This is a genomic window from Aeromonas sp. 600886 (assembly GCF_049174935.1).
In the GTDB taxonomy this organism is placed as follows: domain Bacteria; phylum Pseudomonadota; class Gammaproteobacteria; order Enterobacterales; family Aeromonadaceae; genus Aeromonas; species Aeromonas veronii_A.
The window spans coordinates 208,196-224,911 of sequence record NZ_JAAKUB010000002.1 but is presented as its reverse complement, the minus strand read 5'-3'; the positions used below and the strand labels follow the sequence as shown (position 1 = coordinate 224,911).

13 protein-coding genes, 1 tRNA gene and 1 riboswitch are annotated in these 16,716 nt (G+C 59.8%); of the genes, 6 read left to right on the top strand and 8 right to left on the bottom strand.

The window, feature by feature from the left end; translation table 11 throughout:
• Nucleotides 1–90 precede the first annotated feature (90 nt).
• Nucleotides 91–1,254, bottom strand: a complete 1,164-nt coding sequence (locus G5179_RS02895; protein WP_421257829.1) for a hypothetical protein — start codon at nucleotides 1,252–1,254, stop codon at nucleotides 91–93.
• A 644-nt stretch (nucleotides 1,255–1,898) separates the two neighbouring features.
• Between G5179_RS02895 and G5179_RS02890 the strand changes: the two genes are divergently transcribed.
• Both G5179_RS02890 and G5179_RS02885 read left to right on the top strand, forming a co-directional pair.
• Nucleotides 1,899–2,396: a GNAT family N-acetyltransferase gene (locus G5179_RS02890; protein WP_216952700.1), complete on the top strand. Its 498-nt coding sequence runs from the start codon at nucleotides 1,899–1,901 to the stop codon at nucleotides 2,394–2,396.
• Between the two features lie 4 nt (nucleotides 2,397–2,400).
• Complete coding sequence (locus tag G5179_RS02885; RefSeq protein WP_421257854.1) at nucleotides 2,401–3,255, top strand: AraC family transcriptional regulator; 855 nt, start codon at nucleotides 2,401–2,403, stop codon at nucleotides 3,253–3,255.
• A gap of 96 nt (nucleotides 3,256–3,351) precedes the next feature.
• Here the strand turns inward: G5179_RS02885 and G5179_RS02880 are convergent, their stop codons facing one another.
• Nucleotides 3,352–3,939 carry a superinfection exclusion B family protein gene (locus G5179_RS02880; RefSeq protein WP_216952701.1) on the bottom strand — a complete coding sequence of 196 codons (588 nt, stop codon included), beginning with the start codon at nucleotides 3,937–3,939 and terminating at the stop codon, nucleotides 3,352–3,354.
• Between the two features lie 169 nt (nucleotides 3,940–4,108).
• A riboswitch (yybP-ykoY riboswitch) is annotated at nucleotides 4,109–4,215 on the top strand.
• Between the two features lie 88 nt (nucleotides 4,216–4,303).
• Between G5179_RS02880 and G5179_RS02875 the strand changes: the two genes are divergently transcribed.
• Complete coding sequence (locus G5179_RS02875) at nucleotides 4,304–5,290, top strand: sodium:calcium antiporter (RefSeq protein WP_421257828.1); 987 nt, start codon at nucleotides 4,304–4,306, stop codon at nucleotides 5,288–5,290.
• A 67-nt stretch (nucleotides 5,291–5,357) separates the two neighbouring features.
• Here G5179_RS02875 and G5179_RS02870 read toward each other — a convergent pair whose 3' ends face one another.
• From G5179_RS02870 to pepA, 3 genes are all read right to left on the bottom strand, one after another.
• Complete coding sequence (locus G5179_RS02870) at nucleotides 5,358–8,210, bottom strand: valine--tRNA ligase (protein WP_421257827.1); 2,853 nt, start codon at nucleotides 8,208–8,210, stop codon at nucleotides 5,358–5,360.
• 64 nt (nucleotides 8,211–8,274) lie between these two features.
• Nucleotides 8,275–8,730 (bottom strand): DNA polymerase III subunit chi, encoded by a 456-nt coding sequence (locus G5179_RS02865; RefSeq protein ID WP_288729200.1) that lies wholly within the window; start codon nucleotides 8,728–8,730, stop codon nucleotides 8,275–8,277.
• 174 nt (nucleotides 8,731–8,904) lie between these two features.
• Nucleotides 8,905–10,413, bottom strand: coding sequence for a leucyl aminopeptidase (gene pepA / locus G5179_RS02860; RefSeq protein WP_005336423.1), 1,509 nt, complete (start codon nucleotides 10,411–10,413; stop codon nucleotides 8,905–8,907).
• 172 nt (nucleotides 10,414–10,585) lie between these two features.
• Between pepA and lptF the strand changes: the two genes are divergently transcribed.
• Complete coding sequence (gene lptF / locus G5179_RS02855; protein ID WP_005342794.1) at nucleotides 10,586–11,698, top strand: LPS export ABC transporter permease LptF; 1,113 nt, start codon at nucleotides 10,586–10,588, stop codon at nucleotides 11,696–11,698.
• A 25-nt stretch (nucleotides 11,699–11,723) separates the two neighbouring features.
• A complete protein-coding gene (gene lptG, locus G5179_RS02850) occupies nucleotides 11,724–12,794 on the top strand; it encodes an LPS export ABC transporter permease LptG (RefSeq protein WP_216952705.1) in 1,071 nt (356 codons plus the stop codon).
• A gap of 66 nt (nucleotides 12,795–12,860) precedes the next feature.
• Here lptG and G5179_RS02845 read toward each other — a convergent pair whose 3' ends face one another.
• Nucleotides 12,861–13,394: an RDD family protein gene (locus G5179_RS02845; RefSeq protein ID WP_216952706.1), complete on the bottom strand. Its 534-nt coding sequence runs from the start codon at nucleotides 13,392–13,394 to the stop codon at nucleotides 12,861–12,863.
• 143 nt (nucleotides 13,395–13,537) lie between these two features.
• Here G5179_RS02845 and G5179_RS02840 point away from each other — a divergent pair.
• Nucleotides 13,538–13,623 (top strand) — tRNA-Leu (locus G5179_RS02840).
• Between the two features lie 236 nt (nucleotides 13,624–13,859).
• Here the strand turns inward: G5179_RS02840 and G5179_RS02835 are convergent.
• Entirely contained in the window at nucleotides 13,860–14,525 is a 666-nt protein-coding gene (locus G5179_RS02835) for a PepSY-associated TM helix domain-containing protein (protein ID WP_421257853.1), read from the bottom strand.
• 21 nt (nucleotides 14,526–14,546) lie between these two features.
• Nucleotides 14,547–16,589 (bottom strand): TonB-dependent receptor, encoded by a 2,043-nt coding sequence (locus G5179_RS02830; RefSeq protein ID WP_120416099.1) that lies wholly within the window; start codon nucleotides 16,587–16,589, stop codon nucleotides 14,547–14,549.
• Nucleotides 16,590–16,716 lie beyond the last annotated feature (127 nt).

Below are 16,716 nucleotides of genomic sequence, written 5' to 3'. Positions count from 1 at the left end.
GAATTACCTATCAGTCTATGTGTCCTTGGCCGGAAGTTCATAGTCGGGTCGCGGATACCGCGACAGGCCACCTTGCGGTGACCTGTCGGTTTATTTTAGCAGGGCCTCCATCTCCGCCTCTGCCTTGGCGCGAGCCTCGGCTTCTGCTGCTATGGCGGCATCGGTGGCGCTCTCTCCGGCCGTATGGGGGGCGGCACTGACGGCCTGTTTGGCTGGCGCGGCAACAGCCTTGGTGGCTTCCTGTGTCACAGTAGCTGCGGCGATGCTGACTGCCTGTTTGGCAGGAACGACAACAGCCTTGGTGGCCTCTTGCGTCGCGGTCGCAGCGGCGCTGCTGACGGCTTGCTTGGCAGGAGCGGCAACGGCCTTGGTGGCTTCTTGCGTCGCGGTCGCAGCTGCGCTGCTGACGGCTTGTTTGGCAGGAACGGCAACGGCCTTGGTCGCTTCCTGCGTCGCGGTCGCAGCTGCGCTGCTGACGGCCTGCTTGGCAGGAGCGGCAACTGCCTTGGTGGCTTCTTGCGTTGCGGTCGCAGCGGTGCTGCTCACCGCCTGTTTGGCGGGTGCAGTGACTGCGGTGGTTGCACTACGGGTCAGATCGGTCGCGCTTTGGCTTACCGCTTGGGTGGCCTGCCCTGTGGCGTTGGCGGCTGCGCCGCTGATGGCCTGGCTGGCGCTGTTGGTCAGCGAGCCGGTGACGCCGCGAGTCACTGTGCCCAGCGCGCTGCCAAGGGAGAAGGGGGAGGCGCCACTCTGACTGGTTGCCGTACCGGTCAGGGCATTGGCCGCCGGGGTGAGCTGGCTGGTGGGGGTCTGCCAGCCCTGCATGGCGGTTGGCCATGTCGGTGCCGTGCCCGCCAGATTTTCGCCGAAGGTCAGGGTGGTGCCATCCCCTTTTTGCAGCAATACAGACATCTGGTTGGTTTGCGAGTTCCACACCATCCCCGCCTGCTTGGCGATATCCGGCACGGGCGCATACTCGGAGACCACATAGAAAAGCGGCCCCTCCTGCTGTAACTTGTCGGCAGTCTTGAGCAACTGCATGGTGCTGTCGTAATTGGGGCCAAGGATGGCGGTCATCCGACCCTTGATCAGGGGTTGTTCGAACAGATTGACCTCGTTCGGGTCAAAGCCGACCAGCGGCTTGAGCAGGGCCCACATCAGCTGGCTGGTGGGGCTCATCATTAGCAATGGGGCAACGCAGGCGGACAACATCAGGCTCAGGCAGGCAGCCTTGAGCAACGGCATGATACGCATTGGGATAAGATCCAAATAACGATTTGATAAATAAGGTTATATTTTGTCAGGACGTGACAAATTCACCGGGAGTTTGCGCGTGGCAGCGAGAGACTGCCCGCAGGCGCTGGCAGGCTACCATATTGGTTCCACAATGCCAGCAGGCTGTATGATTATCCGTCAAGTAAACTCGGGGCCGGGTTGATTGCTGGAGTGGGCCTGAGAGTCTGGCGTTCCCCTGCGATGGTGCTGCCAGTGGCCACATGGCAGCAAAACCAGAAGAGGATTTCAGGGGGCCAGTGAGGCTTTTCTTGATCCAGCTAAAGACATGGACGTGATCCCTGTCGCATAATGCAGCTCCTTTCTACTCTTGGCTGGAACCTAAGAAATGGCTCGTCGCTCTTCCAATGCACAACGTCGTCGCAGTAGCTGGTGGTACAAACGCCTGTTGGCAAGGGAGCGGCAAGAGCGCGAAGCGCGTTCCGTCCGGGATTGATAAAGCATTGAAAAACGGAGCGTTTGCTCCGTTTTTTTTCACCTATGAAACTGGCTGAATGGCTCAGTGTGCAGCCCTGTCTGCCGACAATAAATCACTCTGACCGTGCCGGTTGTATGGACTGATGCGATGGATGATGCATGATGGACGTTTCGAGAAGGAGCCTCATATGCAGATTACCATCCGTCATGCCGAATCCGCCGATGCCCCCGCCTTGCGGGATCTCTATGCCATGCCCAATGCCCAGGCGGGCACTTTGCACTTGCCTATGTCTCCCCTTAGCCAGTGGCAGAAGCGGTTGGAGAGTGACAGCGTGGTGGCACTGGTCGCCGATGTTGACGGCTTGCTGGTAGGCCAGCTCTCGCTGCTGGTTGAGCCCAATCCGAGACGCAAGCATGTGGCCTGTATCGGTATGGGGGTACGGGATGACTGGGCAGGCAAGGGGGTGGGCTCTGCCCTGATGGCTGCGGCGCTGGATCTGGCCGATAACTGGCTCAACCTGCACCGGATTGAGCTGACCGTCTATACCGACAATGAGGCCGCACAGGCGCTCTATCGCAAGTTCGGTTTCACGCAGGAGGGGCTGGCTCGTGACTATGCCTTCCGGCAAGGGCGCTATGTGGATGTGTTCTATATGGCCAGAGTTGCGGGGGGCGTCAGTCGCTAACGGCATGGTCGATTATCAGGCCAGATTGCGCCCGGTGATCCGGGTGCTGGAGCAGAATCCCGAGCTCTGCCTCAGTGAGGCGGCCAGTCTTGCGGCGCTCTCCAGCTATCACTTTCATCGGGTCTTTACCGCCGTCACCGGTGAAACCCCGACCGAGATGCAGCGCCGCCTGCGGTTGGAGCGGGCTGCTCGCTCTCTCTGCTACAGTCGCGACCCGATCACCGAGATTGCCTTCTCGGCCGGTTTTGCCAGCTCACTGGCCTTTGCCAAGGCGTTTCGCAAGCAGTTTGCCATGGCACCGGGGATGTTGCGCCGCCAGCCGTCACTCTTGCAACTGAGCAAGAATGGACACGCGGCTGCCCGGGTCTCTGATTATGCTGAAGGCCGTTCCAGTGAAAGGAGGCTACAGATGAAAACCGAACAGATGGCTGCGCGCACTCTGGCCTATATCCGGGTCACCGGCCCTTACGGCATAGGCTATGAGCCGGTGTGTGACCAGCTCTATCAATGGGCTGTCGGGTTGGGCTTGGCCGAAGGGGAGTGGATCTTCATCTACCACGACAACCCCGAAGTGACGGCTCCCCAGCAGTGCCGCACCGATATTTGCGTCACCGTGCCGGCGGGCACCAGGGGAAGTGGCAATGTGGAGATCCAGCAGCTGGCGGGCGGCCGCTATGGCCAGTCACGTTTTACCGTGACCGACCCGGCCCAGTACCCCGCACTCTGGCAGCAACATATCGGTGAGGTGGTAGCGGCCGGTTTCGAATTTGATGATCGACCCTGTTTCGAGCTCTATCACAGCTTCGATCCGGTGACCAAGGTTGCGGATGTGAGCTTTTGCTCCAGCCTAAAGGGTTAGGGCACAACAAGACGTAAGGGATGGTACAGAGCATCGCGCAGAAATTAGAGAGCCGGACAGTGTCCGGCTCTTTTGCATCTGGCGGTTGGGCGGCGGTTAGCGCTGGAACCCCTTCTGGGCGAACTTGGGGCGGGCGTTCATGATCTGCTCCACCTGTTCGTCGCTCATCTTGCCACGCGACAGCCCCAGCACCTTGTAGGTGAGCAGCGGTCGGGCGGGCAGGGCGATCATCAGGGCGCGGATCTGGTTCTCGTCATCCTTATCTCGGGTCGGCTTGCCGTAGGCATAGGTGAGGACGCCGGCATCCATCAGGTTTTTGACGGCGGGCTCGGTGATCGGCAAGTTTATGACGCTTTTACGCTGTAGCACGAACTCGCGCAGCACCGCCTTTTCGTTGAAGTCGAGGAAGCCGATCATCTGGGCCAGCTGGTCCTGCTGACGGCGCGCCTGCCACTCTTCGCAAGCCCACTCCCAGGCGATCAGGAAGCCCTGACTGCAGAAGTAGGAGATGGCGATCAGCATGCCGACCCCCAGCCAGGCCGCATGATCCGCAGCCCACTGGCTGACGGCCCCTTTCATCAGCCCGGCCGGAAACAGCAAAATGATGCTGCAACAGAGCAACAACCAGACCATTAGCCAATTGAGGCGGCTGAGTTGATAGAAATGTTGGATCCACCGTTTCATTGTTCATCCTTCCCAAACTGTTGTGGATAGTGAACTACCTACAGCAATCGGTGTGCCAACAGCGTAATGGTGGCGGGGAGGGGAGGCTGGCGATACATTTCCTTACAACTTATTGAATGAGTTATCAGTAATTTGCCTTGTGAGGTGACGGTCGAGTTGGTAAAACGTCCCCTCAGTCATTGGGGAGTAGCAACCCGCCCGTATTCCGGGCCGGGCCCATGTCAACACTCTTGGATCCTCGCATCCATGGCATGGGCGGCGATAGGCACTATCGCTCTGCAAGACCTTTGGCCTCGATATGCACGCCAGCCGGGCGAGCCATGTCGGGTCCATCGGTTATTCTGCTCGCCTGGCGGTATCTATTATGTTGATTACCCTGCTGTTATTTCTCGTCTCTGCGGTCACCATCTACCTTGCCTGCGAATACTTCGTTAACGGCATCGAATGGACCGGACACCACTTCAAACTCTCGCAAAGTGCCACTGGTTCGCTGCTGGCTGCACTGGGTACGGCGCTGCCCGAATGCATCGTCACCCTGACCGCCCTGCTGATGGGTAACACGACCGCCCAGCAAGAGATTGGCATCGGTGCCGCCCTCGGCGGGCCGCTGGTGCTGGCGACCATCGGCTACGCGGCGGTCGGCCTCACCCTGCTGCTTTGCATGGGGCGTACCGAAAGGGCCATCGATGGCGAGGTACAGCGCGAGATTGGCCGGGATCAGCGCTGGTTTATGGGAATCTTTCTGGTGGCCACTGTACTGGGTCTGGTCGCCTTTACCGGCAAGAGCTGGCTGGCCCCGCTCTTCCTGCTGGTCTACCTCGTCTATGTAAGGCGCGAGCTGAAGCAGAGCGACAGCCATGAGGTCGAGTTGCCTGAGCCCCTCAAGCTGGCTCCAAATGCCGGGATCCCGCCTCTTGGCAAGGTGCTGCTGCAGACGCTGGCTGCGTTAGTGGTGGTGGCGCTGGCGGCACAGCTGTTTGTCCATCAGCTGGAGAGCATGGGCGAACTGTTTGGCCTCTCGCCGGTGCTGGCGGCACTGCTGTTGAGTCCGGTGGCGACCGAGATGCCGGAGCTGATGAACGTGCTGATCTGGGTGCGACAGGGCAAGAATCGGCTGGCGCTGGCCAATATCTCCGGGGCCATGATGATCCAGGGCACTATCCCCAAGGCCTTCTGCTTGATCTTCACCCCCTGGTTGCTGGATGGTGCCATGATGGCCTCCTCGCTGGTGACGCTGCTGGCGGTGGGGTTGCTCTGGTGGGGGTTCAGAAAGGGAGTGATGACCGCCGGGCGGTTGGCGCTGGTGGGCTTGCTCTATCTCGGTTTTTGCGGCTGGCTGCTGGTGAGCTGAAGCGGGAAGCGCGGATATGAAAAAGCCCCCTTGGCAGGGGGCTTTGTTGTATCGGTTGGGGCGGTGCTTACAGCGCGGCGATTTCAGCCTGCTGGGCTTCCAGCTTGGTCAGCTGGAGACGGTAATCTTCCAGCTTCTCGCGCTCTTTGGCGATGACCGCTTCCGGCGCCTTGGCGACGAAGGCTTCGTTGCCGAGTTTGCCTTCGATACGGCCGCACTCGCCCACCAGACGGGCAACCTCTTTAGCCAGACGGGCCAGTTCGGCATCCTTGTCGATGAGACCGGCCATCGGGATCATCAGCTCGGTGGCACCGATCAGCTTCTTCACTGACAGCGGGGCGGTTTCACCGTCCGCCAGAACGCGGATGGACTCCAGACGGGCCAGCGACTTGAGGAAGGCCTCGTTGTCAGCGGCGCGCTGGGCATCCTTGGCATCGCACTGGAGCAGCACGTTGAGGGGCACGCTCGGGGCCACGTTCATCTCGGCGCGGATGTTGCGGATGCTGACGATGAACTCCTTCACCCACTCCTGATCCGCCATCGCGGCTTCGTCCACCTTGGCGGCGTCGAACTCCGGGAAGGCCTGAATCATGATGGTGTCGGCGTGTACGCCAGCCAGCGGGGCGACCGATTTCCAGATGGTCTCGGTGATGAACGGGATGATCGGGTGCGCCAGACGCAGCAGGGTCTCGAGGACGCTGACGAGGGTGTGGCGGGCAGCGCGTTGATCGGCCTCGGAACCCTTGGTCAGCACTGGCTTAGTCAGCTCCAGATACCAGTCACAGAACTGGTTCCAGATAAATTCGTACAGCACGCCAGCCGCGATATCGAAGCGATAGGTATCGAGGGCGGTGCGGAAGTCACGGATGGCCACTTGCAGCTGGGACTGGATCCAGCGATCTGCCAGACTGAACTGCATCTCGCCACCGGCAAAACCGCAATCCTGATCTTCGGTGTTCATCAGTACATAGCGGGAGGCGTTCCACAACTTGTTGCAGAAGTTGTTGTAGCCATCCAGGCGCTTCATGTCCCAGTTGATGTCACGACCGGTAGAGGCCAGCGCTGCCAGCGTGAAGCGCAGGGCGTCGGTACCGTGGGCATCGATCCCTTCCGGGAATTGCTTGGCGGTACGCTTGGCGATCTTCTCGGCCATCTGCGGCTGCATCATGTTGCCGGTGCGCTTCTCCAGCAGATCTTCCAGCGAGATGCCGTCGATCATGTCGAGGGGGTCCAGCACGTTGCCCTTGGACTTGGACATCTTCTGGCCTTCTTCGTCACGGATAAGACCGGTGATGTAGACGGTCTTGAACGGGACTTGCGGCTGGCCGTTTTCGTCCTTGATGAAGTGCATGGTCATCATGATCATCCGGGCAATCCAGAAGAAGATGATGTCGAAGCCGCTCATCAGCACGTCGGTCGGGTGGAAGGTCTTGAGCGCCTCTGTGTTGTTCGGCCAGCCCAGGGTAGAGAAGGTCCACAGGGCGGAGCTGAACCAGGTGTCGAGCACATCTTCGTCCTGACGCAGGGTGGTCACGGACGGGATGCTGTGCTTGGCGCGCACTTCGTCTTCGCTGCGGCCAACGTAGACGTTGCCGGCGTCGTCATACCATGCAGGGATGCGGTGACCCCACCACAGCTGACGGGAGACGCACCAGTCCTGAATGTCGCGCATCCAGGAGAAGTACATGTTTTCGTACTGCTTTGGCACGAACTGGATGCGGCCATCTTCCACCGCCTCGATGGCGGTCTTGGCCATCGGTGCCACGCGTACGTACCACTGGTCGGTCAGCATCGGCTCGATGGGCACGCCACCGCGATCGCCGTACGGCTGTTGCAGCACGTGATCCTTGATCTCGTCCAGCAGACCCAGCTCTTCCAGCTTGGCCAGAATCGCTTTACGGGCGGCGAAGCGCTCCAGACCGGCGAATTCGCTCGGCAGGGCGGCATCGTAGGCGCTGCTCGGGTTGCCGTTGGTATCGACCACTTCGGCCTCGGCACGCACGTGAGCGTCCAGGGTGAAGATGTTGATCATTGGCAGGCTGTGGCGCTTGCCCACTTCGTTATCGTTGAAGTCGTGGGCCGGGGTGATCTTCACGCAACCGGTGCCCTTCTCCATGTCGGCGTGTTCGTCGGCAACGATGGGGATCAGACGGTTCACCAGCGGCAGCAGGATGTGCTGGCCGATCAGCGCCTTGTAGCGCGGGTCTTCCGGGTTCACGGCCACAGCGGTATCGCCCAGCATGGTCTCCGGACGAGTGGTGGCGACGATCAGGTAATCCTTGCCTTCAGCGGTCTTGGCGCCGTTGGCCAGCGGATAGCGCAGGTGCCACATGTGGCCCTTGATCTCGCGGTTCTCCACTTCCAGATCGGAGATGGCGGTGTTGAGTTTCGGGTCCCAGTTCACCAGACGCTTGCCGCGGTACATCAGGCCATCTTCGTAAAGACGGACGAACACTTCCTGCACGGCGGCAGAGAGACCCTCATCCATGGTGAAGCGCTCGCGCTCCCAATCCACGGAGTCGCCCAGACGGCGCATCTGGCGGGTGATGGTGCCACCGGACTCTTCTTTCCACTGCCAAATCTTGTCGATGAAGGCATCACGGCCGTAATCGTGGCGAGTCTTGCCCTCTTCTGCGGCGATCTTACGCTCAACCACCATCTGGGTGGCGATACCGGCATGGTCGGTACCTGCCTGCCACAGGGTGTTTTTGCCCTGCATGCGGTTGTAGCGGATCAGGGTATCCATCAGGGTTTGCTGGAAGGCGTGACCCATGTGCAGGCTGCCGGTGACGTTCGGCGGCGGGATCATGATGCAGAAGGAGTCTTTGCTGGTGTCGCCGTGGGGCTTGAAGTAACCCTGTGCTTCCCAGTGCTGATAGAGCGCCTGTTCGATGGCGTTGTGATTAAAAGTCTTTTCCATGGTCTCGCCGTAATCTGGATGGATGGAGTCTGGTGTTGATTCTTTATGGATCAATTGGTTGCAGTCAGGGCTGCGCCGGATCCGGTGCGGCAAGGACGGGCTGCTCCCTCATTTCGAGGGCATGGCCTGCCTGGCGATAGTGCTTGTAGCGCTCGCGAGCTTGCTGCTTTTGTGTTTCGTCAGTGGGGACAAAATCTACCACTTGAGCGAAGTGTCCTGCAAACAAAGGTGTCGCAGTGGCCAGATTGATGAGGCGGGCGTAGCGCCGTTTCGGTGGCTGATAGCCGATCTCCACCGGGGCCATACCGCTTTCGCCTTGCAGCTGGTGCGGCACGAAGCGCTCCGGTGGCAGTTGCCACAACAGCTCGTCCAGACGCAGGGCCTGGGCCTCATCGTTGCAGAACAGGTAGATATGGCCCGCGCCCCACGACTCGGCCGCAAGAGTACAGGCCAGTCGCTCGACCGCAGAGGCCTGCGTGTCATCCTGTTCGCTCATCAGGTAAAAGGTCACTTGGCTCATCAGGTTGATCCCGTTTTGCGGTGACGGACTGTTGACCGCCTCATGAGGCTGACGGGGCATTTCCCGCCCGCAACTCACTGATTCAAGAATGAAACAAGGAAGAGGCGGGCCTCTTCCTTGTGGTTCAGGGTAACGCCAACCCTTCCGATGCAGCCATCGGCAGGGACCGGAGAGTTACTCTTTCTCTTCGATATCCACGCCAGCCCGGTTCAGCAGGAACTGGGTCAGCAGGGGCACCGGACGCCCGGTGGAGCCTTTATCCTTGCCACTCTTCCAGGCCGTCCCGGCGATATCCAGGTGGGCCCAGTTGTACTTCTTGGTAAAGCGTGACAGGAAGGCGGCCGCGGTGATGGTACCGGCCGGACGACCGCCGATGTTGGCCATGTCGGCGAACGGGCTGTCAATCTGCTCCTGATACTCGTCAAACAGCGGCAGACGCCAGGCGCGATCACCCGCCTGCTCGGAGGCGTTGAGCAGCTCGTGGGCCAGCGGGTTGTGGTTGGCCAGCAGACCCGAGGTGTGGTGGCCCAGCGCGATGACGCAGGCACCGGTCAGGGTCGCCACGTCGATCACGGTTTCCGGATCGAAGCGGTCCACATAGGTCAGCGCATCACACAGCACCAGACGACCTTCCGCATCGGTGTTGAGCACTTCGATGGTCTGGCCGGACATGGAGGTGAGGATGTCACCCGGGCGATAGGCGTTGCCACCCGGCATGTTCTCGCAGCCTGCCAGCACGCCGATGACGTTGATCGGCAGTTGCAGCTGGGCCAGCGCATGCATGGTACCGAGCACGGAGGCGGCGCCACCCATGTCGTACTTCATCTCGTCCATGCCGTCGGCCGGTTTGATGGAGATGCCGCCGGAGTCAAAGGTCAGACCCTTGCCGACCAGCACGATGGGCTTGGCATCCGGATGACCCTTGTATTCGATGATGGCCATCATGGCTTCGTTGTCGGAGCCGCGGGCCACCGCCAGATAGGAGTTCATGCCGAGTTCGGCCATCTCCTGCTCGCCCACCACCTTGGTGGTGATGTTGTCGTAGGCATCGGCCAGACGACGGGCCTGGGAGGCCAGATAGGCCGGGTTGCAGACGTTGGGCGGCATGTTCGCCACGTCGCGACAGACCCGCACACCCTTGGCCACGGCCAGACCGTGAGCGATGGCTTTTTCACCAATGGTCAGTTCCCGACGCGTCGGCACGTTGAACACCAGCTTGCGCAGCGGGCGACGTGGTTCGGCTTTGTTGGTCTTGAACTGATCAAAGCTGTAGAGGCCCGCCTTGGTGGTTTCTACCGCCTGGCGCACCTTCCAATAGGTATCCCGACCCTTGACGTGCAGCTCGGTCAGGAAGCAGACCGCTTCCATGGAGCCGGTTTCGTTCAGGGTGGTGATGGTCTTGTTGATGATCTGCTTGTACTGGCGTTCGTCGAGTTCCCGCTCCTTGCCGCATCCGACCAGCAGTACGCGCTCGCTGAGCACGCCCGGTACTTGATGCAGCAGCAGCATCTGGCCTGGTTTCCCTTCCAGGTCGCCACGGCGCAGCAGCGAACTGATATAGCCATCGCTGATCTTGTCCAGTTGTTCGGCAACCGGAGAGAGGCGACGCGGCTCAAATACGCCGACTACGACGCAGGCGCTACGTTGCTTCTCTGGACTGCCACTCTTTACACTGAACTCCATGGAATCTCCTACATCCTAAAGACAAAAGGCACCTTTTATTGAATAATGCGGTGCTTGTTGGGGTATCAGAGGCGGAGCGAACAGCCACAGGCTCCGCAGTTCAAACTGGTAAAAATCCAATATACGGCCCTATTTTTCAGGCATTCGACTAAAAACACAAGTTTACTTGGGAATGACTGTGATCGTTTTCCGATATTTGTTCAGGGAAACCCTGAAAACCCAGCTGGCAGTGTTATTCGTATTGCTGCTTATCTTTGTCAGCCAACAATTTATCAAGATCATCGGTGATGCCGCCGATGGCGAGGTGCCGACACGTCTGGTCTCCACCCTGCTGCTGCTCAACTTGCCCAATATGGCGCTGTTGATGCTGCCTATCAGTCTCTTTTTAGCCATTTTGTTTGCCCATGGTCGCCTCTACGCCGAAAGCGAGATGACGGTGATGCATGCGGTGGGTTTCAGCCACCGTTTCGTAATGCGCAGCGCCATGTTGCTGGCCTTGCTGACCGCTGCAGTCGCAGCGTTCAACACCGGCTGGATCGCCCCGCAGGCCAAGGAGCGAGAGTATCAGGTGATCGACGAGTTCAAGTCGGATCCGGGGATCTCTTTCCTGCAGGCGGGCCGCTTTATGGAGCTCGACAAGGGGCGCCTGGTTGCCTATATCCAGGATTTGAACGACAACGGCTCGAAGCTGCAGAAGATCTTCATCTTGCAGCGGGCCGAAGGCAGCAACCCCCCTTCGGTGGTGGTGGCCAGCGAAGGGGTGGTGACGATCGATGAGAATGGTCTGCAGTGGCTGACTCTGAAGGATGGTTCCCGCTATGAAGGCAACTTCTCCGGCAAGCAGTTCCAGATCTCCGATTTTCGCGAGTATGGTCTGGTGATCCGTCAGCAGGAGATGGAGCGCTCCAACCGCAAGGCGGCGGCCAAACCCACCATGGAGCTGCTGGGTACCCAGGAAAACGACATGATGGGTGAATTGCAATGGCGTATCTCGCTGCCCCTCTCCATTCCGGTGCTCACCCTGCTGGTAGTTCCGCTGGCTCGGGTCAACCCCCGTCAGGGGCGCTACGCCAAGCTGTTGCCGGCCATCATGCTCTATCTCTCCTACTTCCTGCTGCTCAGTGCTGCCCGCTCGGCTATCGACAGTGGCCGGTTGCCCTACTGGCCGGGGATGTTCCTGGTTCCGCTCGGTTATCTGCTGTTTATTGGCCTGCCCCTCAATTTGCAGGGCACCAGCTGGTGGAACGGGGTAAAGAGCAAATATTTCATAAACAAATCAAAATGATGAAGCCACATAGGAACTACCGCTGATGTTTGGCATTCTCGATAGATATATCGGCAGGGTCATTTTTATGTCGATCCTGCTGTGTGAGCTCACGCTCGTTGGTCTTGCTGCGCTCATCAAGTATGTGGAACAGCTCAAGTCTGTCGGAGAGGGCAACTACGACATGCTCAATGCTCTCTACTATGTGTTGCTCTCCATGCCCAAGGAGGCGGTGCTCTTCTTCCCGCTGGCGGCACTGCTGGGCGGTCTGATCGGTCTGGGCCAGCTGGCGACCAGCTCCGAGCTGGTGGTGATGCAGGCGGCGGGCCGCTCCAAGATCAGTATTGTAATGGCGGCGCTCAAAACCGCGATCCCGCTGATGATCCTGGTAGGACTGATGGGGGAGTATGTGGCCCCTGTCGCCAAACGGATGGCGGATGATATCCGTGCCGGTGCCATGTCGGAAGGGCGGCTTACCGTCTCGGCCTACGGGGTGTGGGCACGGGATGGCAACAACTTCGTTAATATCAACGGGGTGCGCAACGATGGTGCCCTGACCGGCATCACCCTCTATCGTTTCACCCCCGAGCGCAAGCTGATCGACGTGGTGCAGGCACGGGAGGGGGTATTTGAAAGGCATCACTGGCTGCTCAAGCAGACGCAGGTTACCCGCTTCGACGACCCGGCTCAGATCCGCAGTGAAGAGCACGACAAGATGGAGTGGAGCTCGGAGCTGACGCCCAAGCAGCTGGGGGTGGTGAGTATCGACCCCGAGAATCTCTCGGTCTCCGGTCTGCTCGACTACATCGGTTACCTGGACGCCAACAAGCAGGATGCCGGTCGCTACAAGCTGGAGATGTGGCGCAAACTGCTGTCACCGCTCTCGGTGGTGGCGATGATCCTGCTGGCCTCTTCTTTCATCTTCGGCCCGTTGCGTTCGGTGAGCATGGGGGCGCGGATGCTGATGGGGATCATGACCGGTTTCGCCGTCTATGTGAGTGATCGGGTGTTTGGCCCCATCAGTCTGGTCTATGCGGTACCGCCCATTCTGGCGGCTGTCGCGCCCAGCCTGCTGTTTGGCGGCATCTCCTTCTACATCCTCAGCCGCAAGCAGTAATTCACACGTGGTAATACAAAGAGGGCACCTGCTGGTGCCCTCTTTCGTTATTGCATTGATCCGGTATTACTTGTTCAACAATTCCAGATTGGCCTCTTTGCTCAGCACAATCACTTCGCATTCGGCCCAGATATCCTGGAACGCCCGTGGGCGCTTGCGGTTGAACAGGCACATCAGGTTGCCCAGACCAAAGGCGGCAGTGGCGAGACGGATCAGCGCCTGGGTAATACGGATATGGCTGCCATCTTCGTTCTGAATGCGCAGCCGCCAGGCGCGCATGCCGACGGTCTGGCCAGCGCGGGTCCAGAACCAGGTGTAGAAACCGCAGATGACGAAGGCGAGCCACAGGGTGTAGATCAGGCTCAGGGGGTGGCGGGTCAGCAACCAGACGGTATCTTCACCCGCCGGTACGCTTGCCATGCCGGTGATCAGCAACAGCTTGGCGACACCCATGCCGATAAAGCCAGCGATGATCAGCAGCGAAGTCACCACCAGCGCATCATAGATGAGGGCGCCGAGGCGACGCAGCAGACCCGCTGACGGGTATGGCTGAGTGGCAGGAGAGGGGGATTTTAGTTGGACTTTTTTAGGCTCGGCCATCGTTTTTATTCCATTAAGATGATGGCGGCATTCTATGTAACTGGCCCCGCATCGGCAAGGCGTTGAATAAATGAACAAACGGGAGTGTTCAATCGAAAAACACCTTGCATGGCATCGCGCCATTCGTATAATCCCTCGCAGTTGCCCGGGTGGCGAAATCGGTAGACGCAGCGGATTCAAAATCCGCCGGTGAATAACCGTGTCGGTTCGAGTCCGACCCCGGGCACCATCAAATTCATGACAAAAGGCCATCAGCAATGATGGCCTTTTGTTTTTTAGCGTTCCTGCACATGGGAGCGTTACTGTTGAGCTGGCAGTACTTCCCGTTACCTCTTGGTATCCCTTCTCTTTTCCCGCTCTCCGTTACTTCCTTTTCTTGATGTGGCCGCCGGCATCACCGCCAGCGGCCTGTTTCTATTGCTGTTTTCTTTCCAAACCTTGCTGCATCAGATCATGGTTGCTGCGTTACCCCAGCAGGGCAAACAGCAGGGTGCCGAGGCTGCCAGCGAGTGTCAGCACGATGATGGCTCTGGGAGTGCCGTGCAGCTTGGTCCACATAAACAGGCTGGTGAGGGCGAGCAGTAGCAGGGCCAGGGCGGCGATATCGCCAAACAGCTGCCAGCCGAGGCCGGTACCCATGCCGCGGTGCAGCCGGTTGAGGCTGGCGGCAAAGTTGGCTTGCTGCAGGTCGGTACGTACCAGCAGGGTACCCTCAACATAGCTGGCGGCCACGCTCTGGCTGAGGGTGACGCCGCGCATCTCCCACTTGGCGGGCAGGGTGAGCGGGCCGTTCGGGGTGGGCAGGGTCTGGGCCGGGGTGATCATGGTTCGCCCGTCGGCAAAGGTATCGGGATAGCGCTGTTGCAGCAGGCTTTTCAGCTGCTCCGGGCTGGCGAGCGGCGTCTCCAGCACTATCTCTTCACTCGATTTATCGGTGTGGGGGCCGGGGATGGGCAACACGGCACGGTGTTGCAGCCAGAGACCGGTGATGCCGTACATCAGCATCAGGGCGAGGGTAAAAAAACCGGCCCAGGCATGGAGGCGGCGTACCCATTTGTTGTTGTGAAGGGGAACTCTTCTGCGTTTCATCGTGGTTGCTTCATAAAAAACTGGCCAGCAAGGGCTGGCCAGTCGGGGTGGTTGTCACAGAGATCAGAAGCGGTAGGTTCCGGTCAGGCTCAGCTGACGGGGCGTACCCGGCATGATCTGGGTGGCACTGGTGGCGCTGACGAAGTACTCGTGGTCGGTCAGGTTTTCGGCGCTCAGCTCGGCTTCCCACTGCTGCCAGCGATAACCGGCGCGCGCATCGAAGCGGGCGTAACCGGGCAGTGTGGTGGTGTTGGCGTTGTCGGCGAAGCGATCGCCCACCGCCGTCACGCCGGTTTCACCGAACCAGCCCTGCTCGCCACTCTTGTAGCCGAGATAGAACTGGCCATTCTGACGGGAGACGTTCATCGGGCGCTTGCCCTGCAGATCCGCATCCGCCTTGACCTGCTCCGCATCCTGAATGGCGAAGCCGCCACGCAGGTAGATCTCGTCGGTCAGCTCGGCGCGGGCGCTCAGCTCGACCCCTTCGGTGCGCTGCAGGCCGGTGAGGATCACCTTGGTGGGATCCAGCGGATCCTTGGTGCGCTTGTTGTACATCTCCAGTCGATAGAGGGAGAGAGTGGTCGCCAGCTTGCCGTTCAGCCAGTCACTCTTCACCCCACCTTCGTAGAGGCGGGTGTGCTGGGGTTCCAGCCCGTTGTTTTTGTCGCCCGGGGTGATGCCGATCAGCTCGCCGCCCACCGGAGTGAAGGTCTTGCTGTAGGAGGTGTAGAAGGCGTGATCCTCGAGGGGATTCCACACCAGACCGAGGCGCGGGCTCAGGCTGTTGACCGAGACGCTCTCCTCCTTGTTGAGGTCGTAGCGGCGACTGGTGACGGTGAAGTCGTCACGGCGCAGCCCGCCCACCAGATGCCAGTCACCCAGGCTGAGCTGATCCTGCAGATAGAGGCCATTGCCGCGCACCTTGTGTTTGGCGTCGCTGGAGAGCTTCATGGCGCCATTGTAGGTAGGCAGTGAGCCCGGGTCGTAGAGGTTGCCGGACGGGATGGCGGTGGCGTTCTGGTAGAGCTTGGGTGTGCGCTCCTGCCAGTTCTGCTCGAAGCCGGCCAGCAGGCGATGTTCCACCGGGCCGGTCTGGAACAGACCTTCTGCCTCGGTGTTGCTGATCAGGTTCTTCGCTTTGAGATCCTGCTGCCAGCGGGAGCGGGTCACCTGATCCCCTTTGACGCTGGTGACATAGGTGTTGTCAAACTGGCTGTCGAGGGTGGAGTAACCGAGCTGCTGGCGCAACTGCCACTGATCGTTGATATCCCAGGAGAGGCGTGAGCGGGTGGATTGTGCCACGTCATCGATGAAGTCGCGGCTGGTATCGCTGTAGACATACTCTCGCGGCACATCGGCCGGACGGCCATTGACCCCGGGAATGCCGCGATCCGGGGTGCGGTCATGTTCGTTGCGCTCGTACTGCACCAGCCAGTTGAGGTTGTCGCTGATCTCCCAGTTGGCGGAGGGGGCCAGCAGGGTGCGCTTGCTCTTCACGCCGTTGCGGAAGCTATCTTTGTCCTCTTGCGCCATGTTGAGGCGCAGTTGCACCTGCTCACTCGCCTCGCCATTGAGGTCGGCGGCCAGCCGCTGGCTGTCAAAGCTGCCGACCCGGGCGGTGACGCTGGACTCCTGCCCTTTTTGCGGCTTCTTGCTGACCCGGTTGACGATGCCCCCCGTGCTACCGCGGCCGTAGAGCACGGCAGCCGGGCCCTTGAGCACTTCCACCCGCTCGATGTTGCCGAGATCCCGGGTGTACTGCATGTCGTCGCGGAATCCGTCGAGATAGAAGTCGTTGCTGGCGCTGAAGCCGCGGATATTGACCCCGTCGAAGCGGGTATCACCGCTGGCGTTGACCCCGGGAATGCCGCTCAGGGCTTCACTCAGCGTAGGTTGGCCGAAGGCGGTCAGCTCGCTGACCTTGACGCTGTCGATGGTCTGGGGAACCAGCTTGGCTGGCGTATTGGTACGGGTTGCGGTGGCAACTTCCTGATGCTGGGAGCGTTTGCCAACCACAGTCATGGTTTCATCGGTGGCCTGGGCAGTGAAGCCGGTGCCCAGCAGTGCCAGCGAGACCAGCGTTCTGCGAAAGTGAGGGTGCTGCATATTCAATATTGACTCTTTGGATGTCGACCTGACGGCTCGAACATATTGATTTAATTATAATTAGCCTGCCCCGCCAAAGCGGGATGCCAATGATATTGATTTTCATTTGCCTGGCAAGGTGAAAATG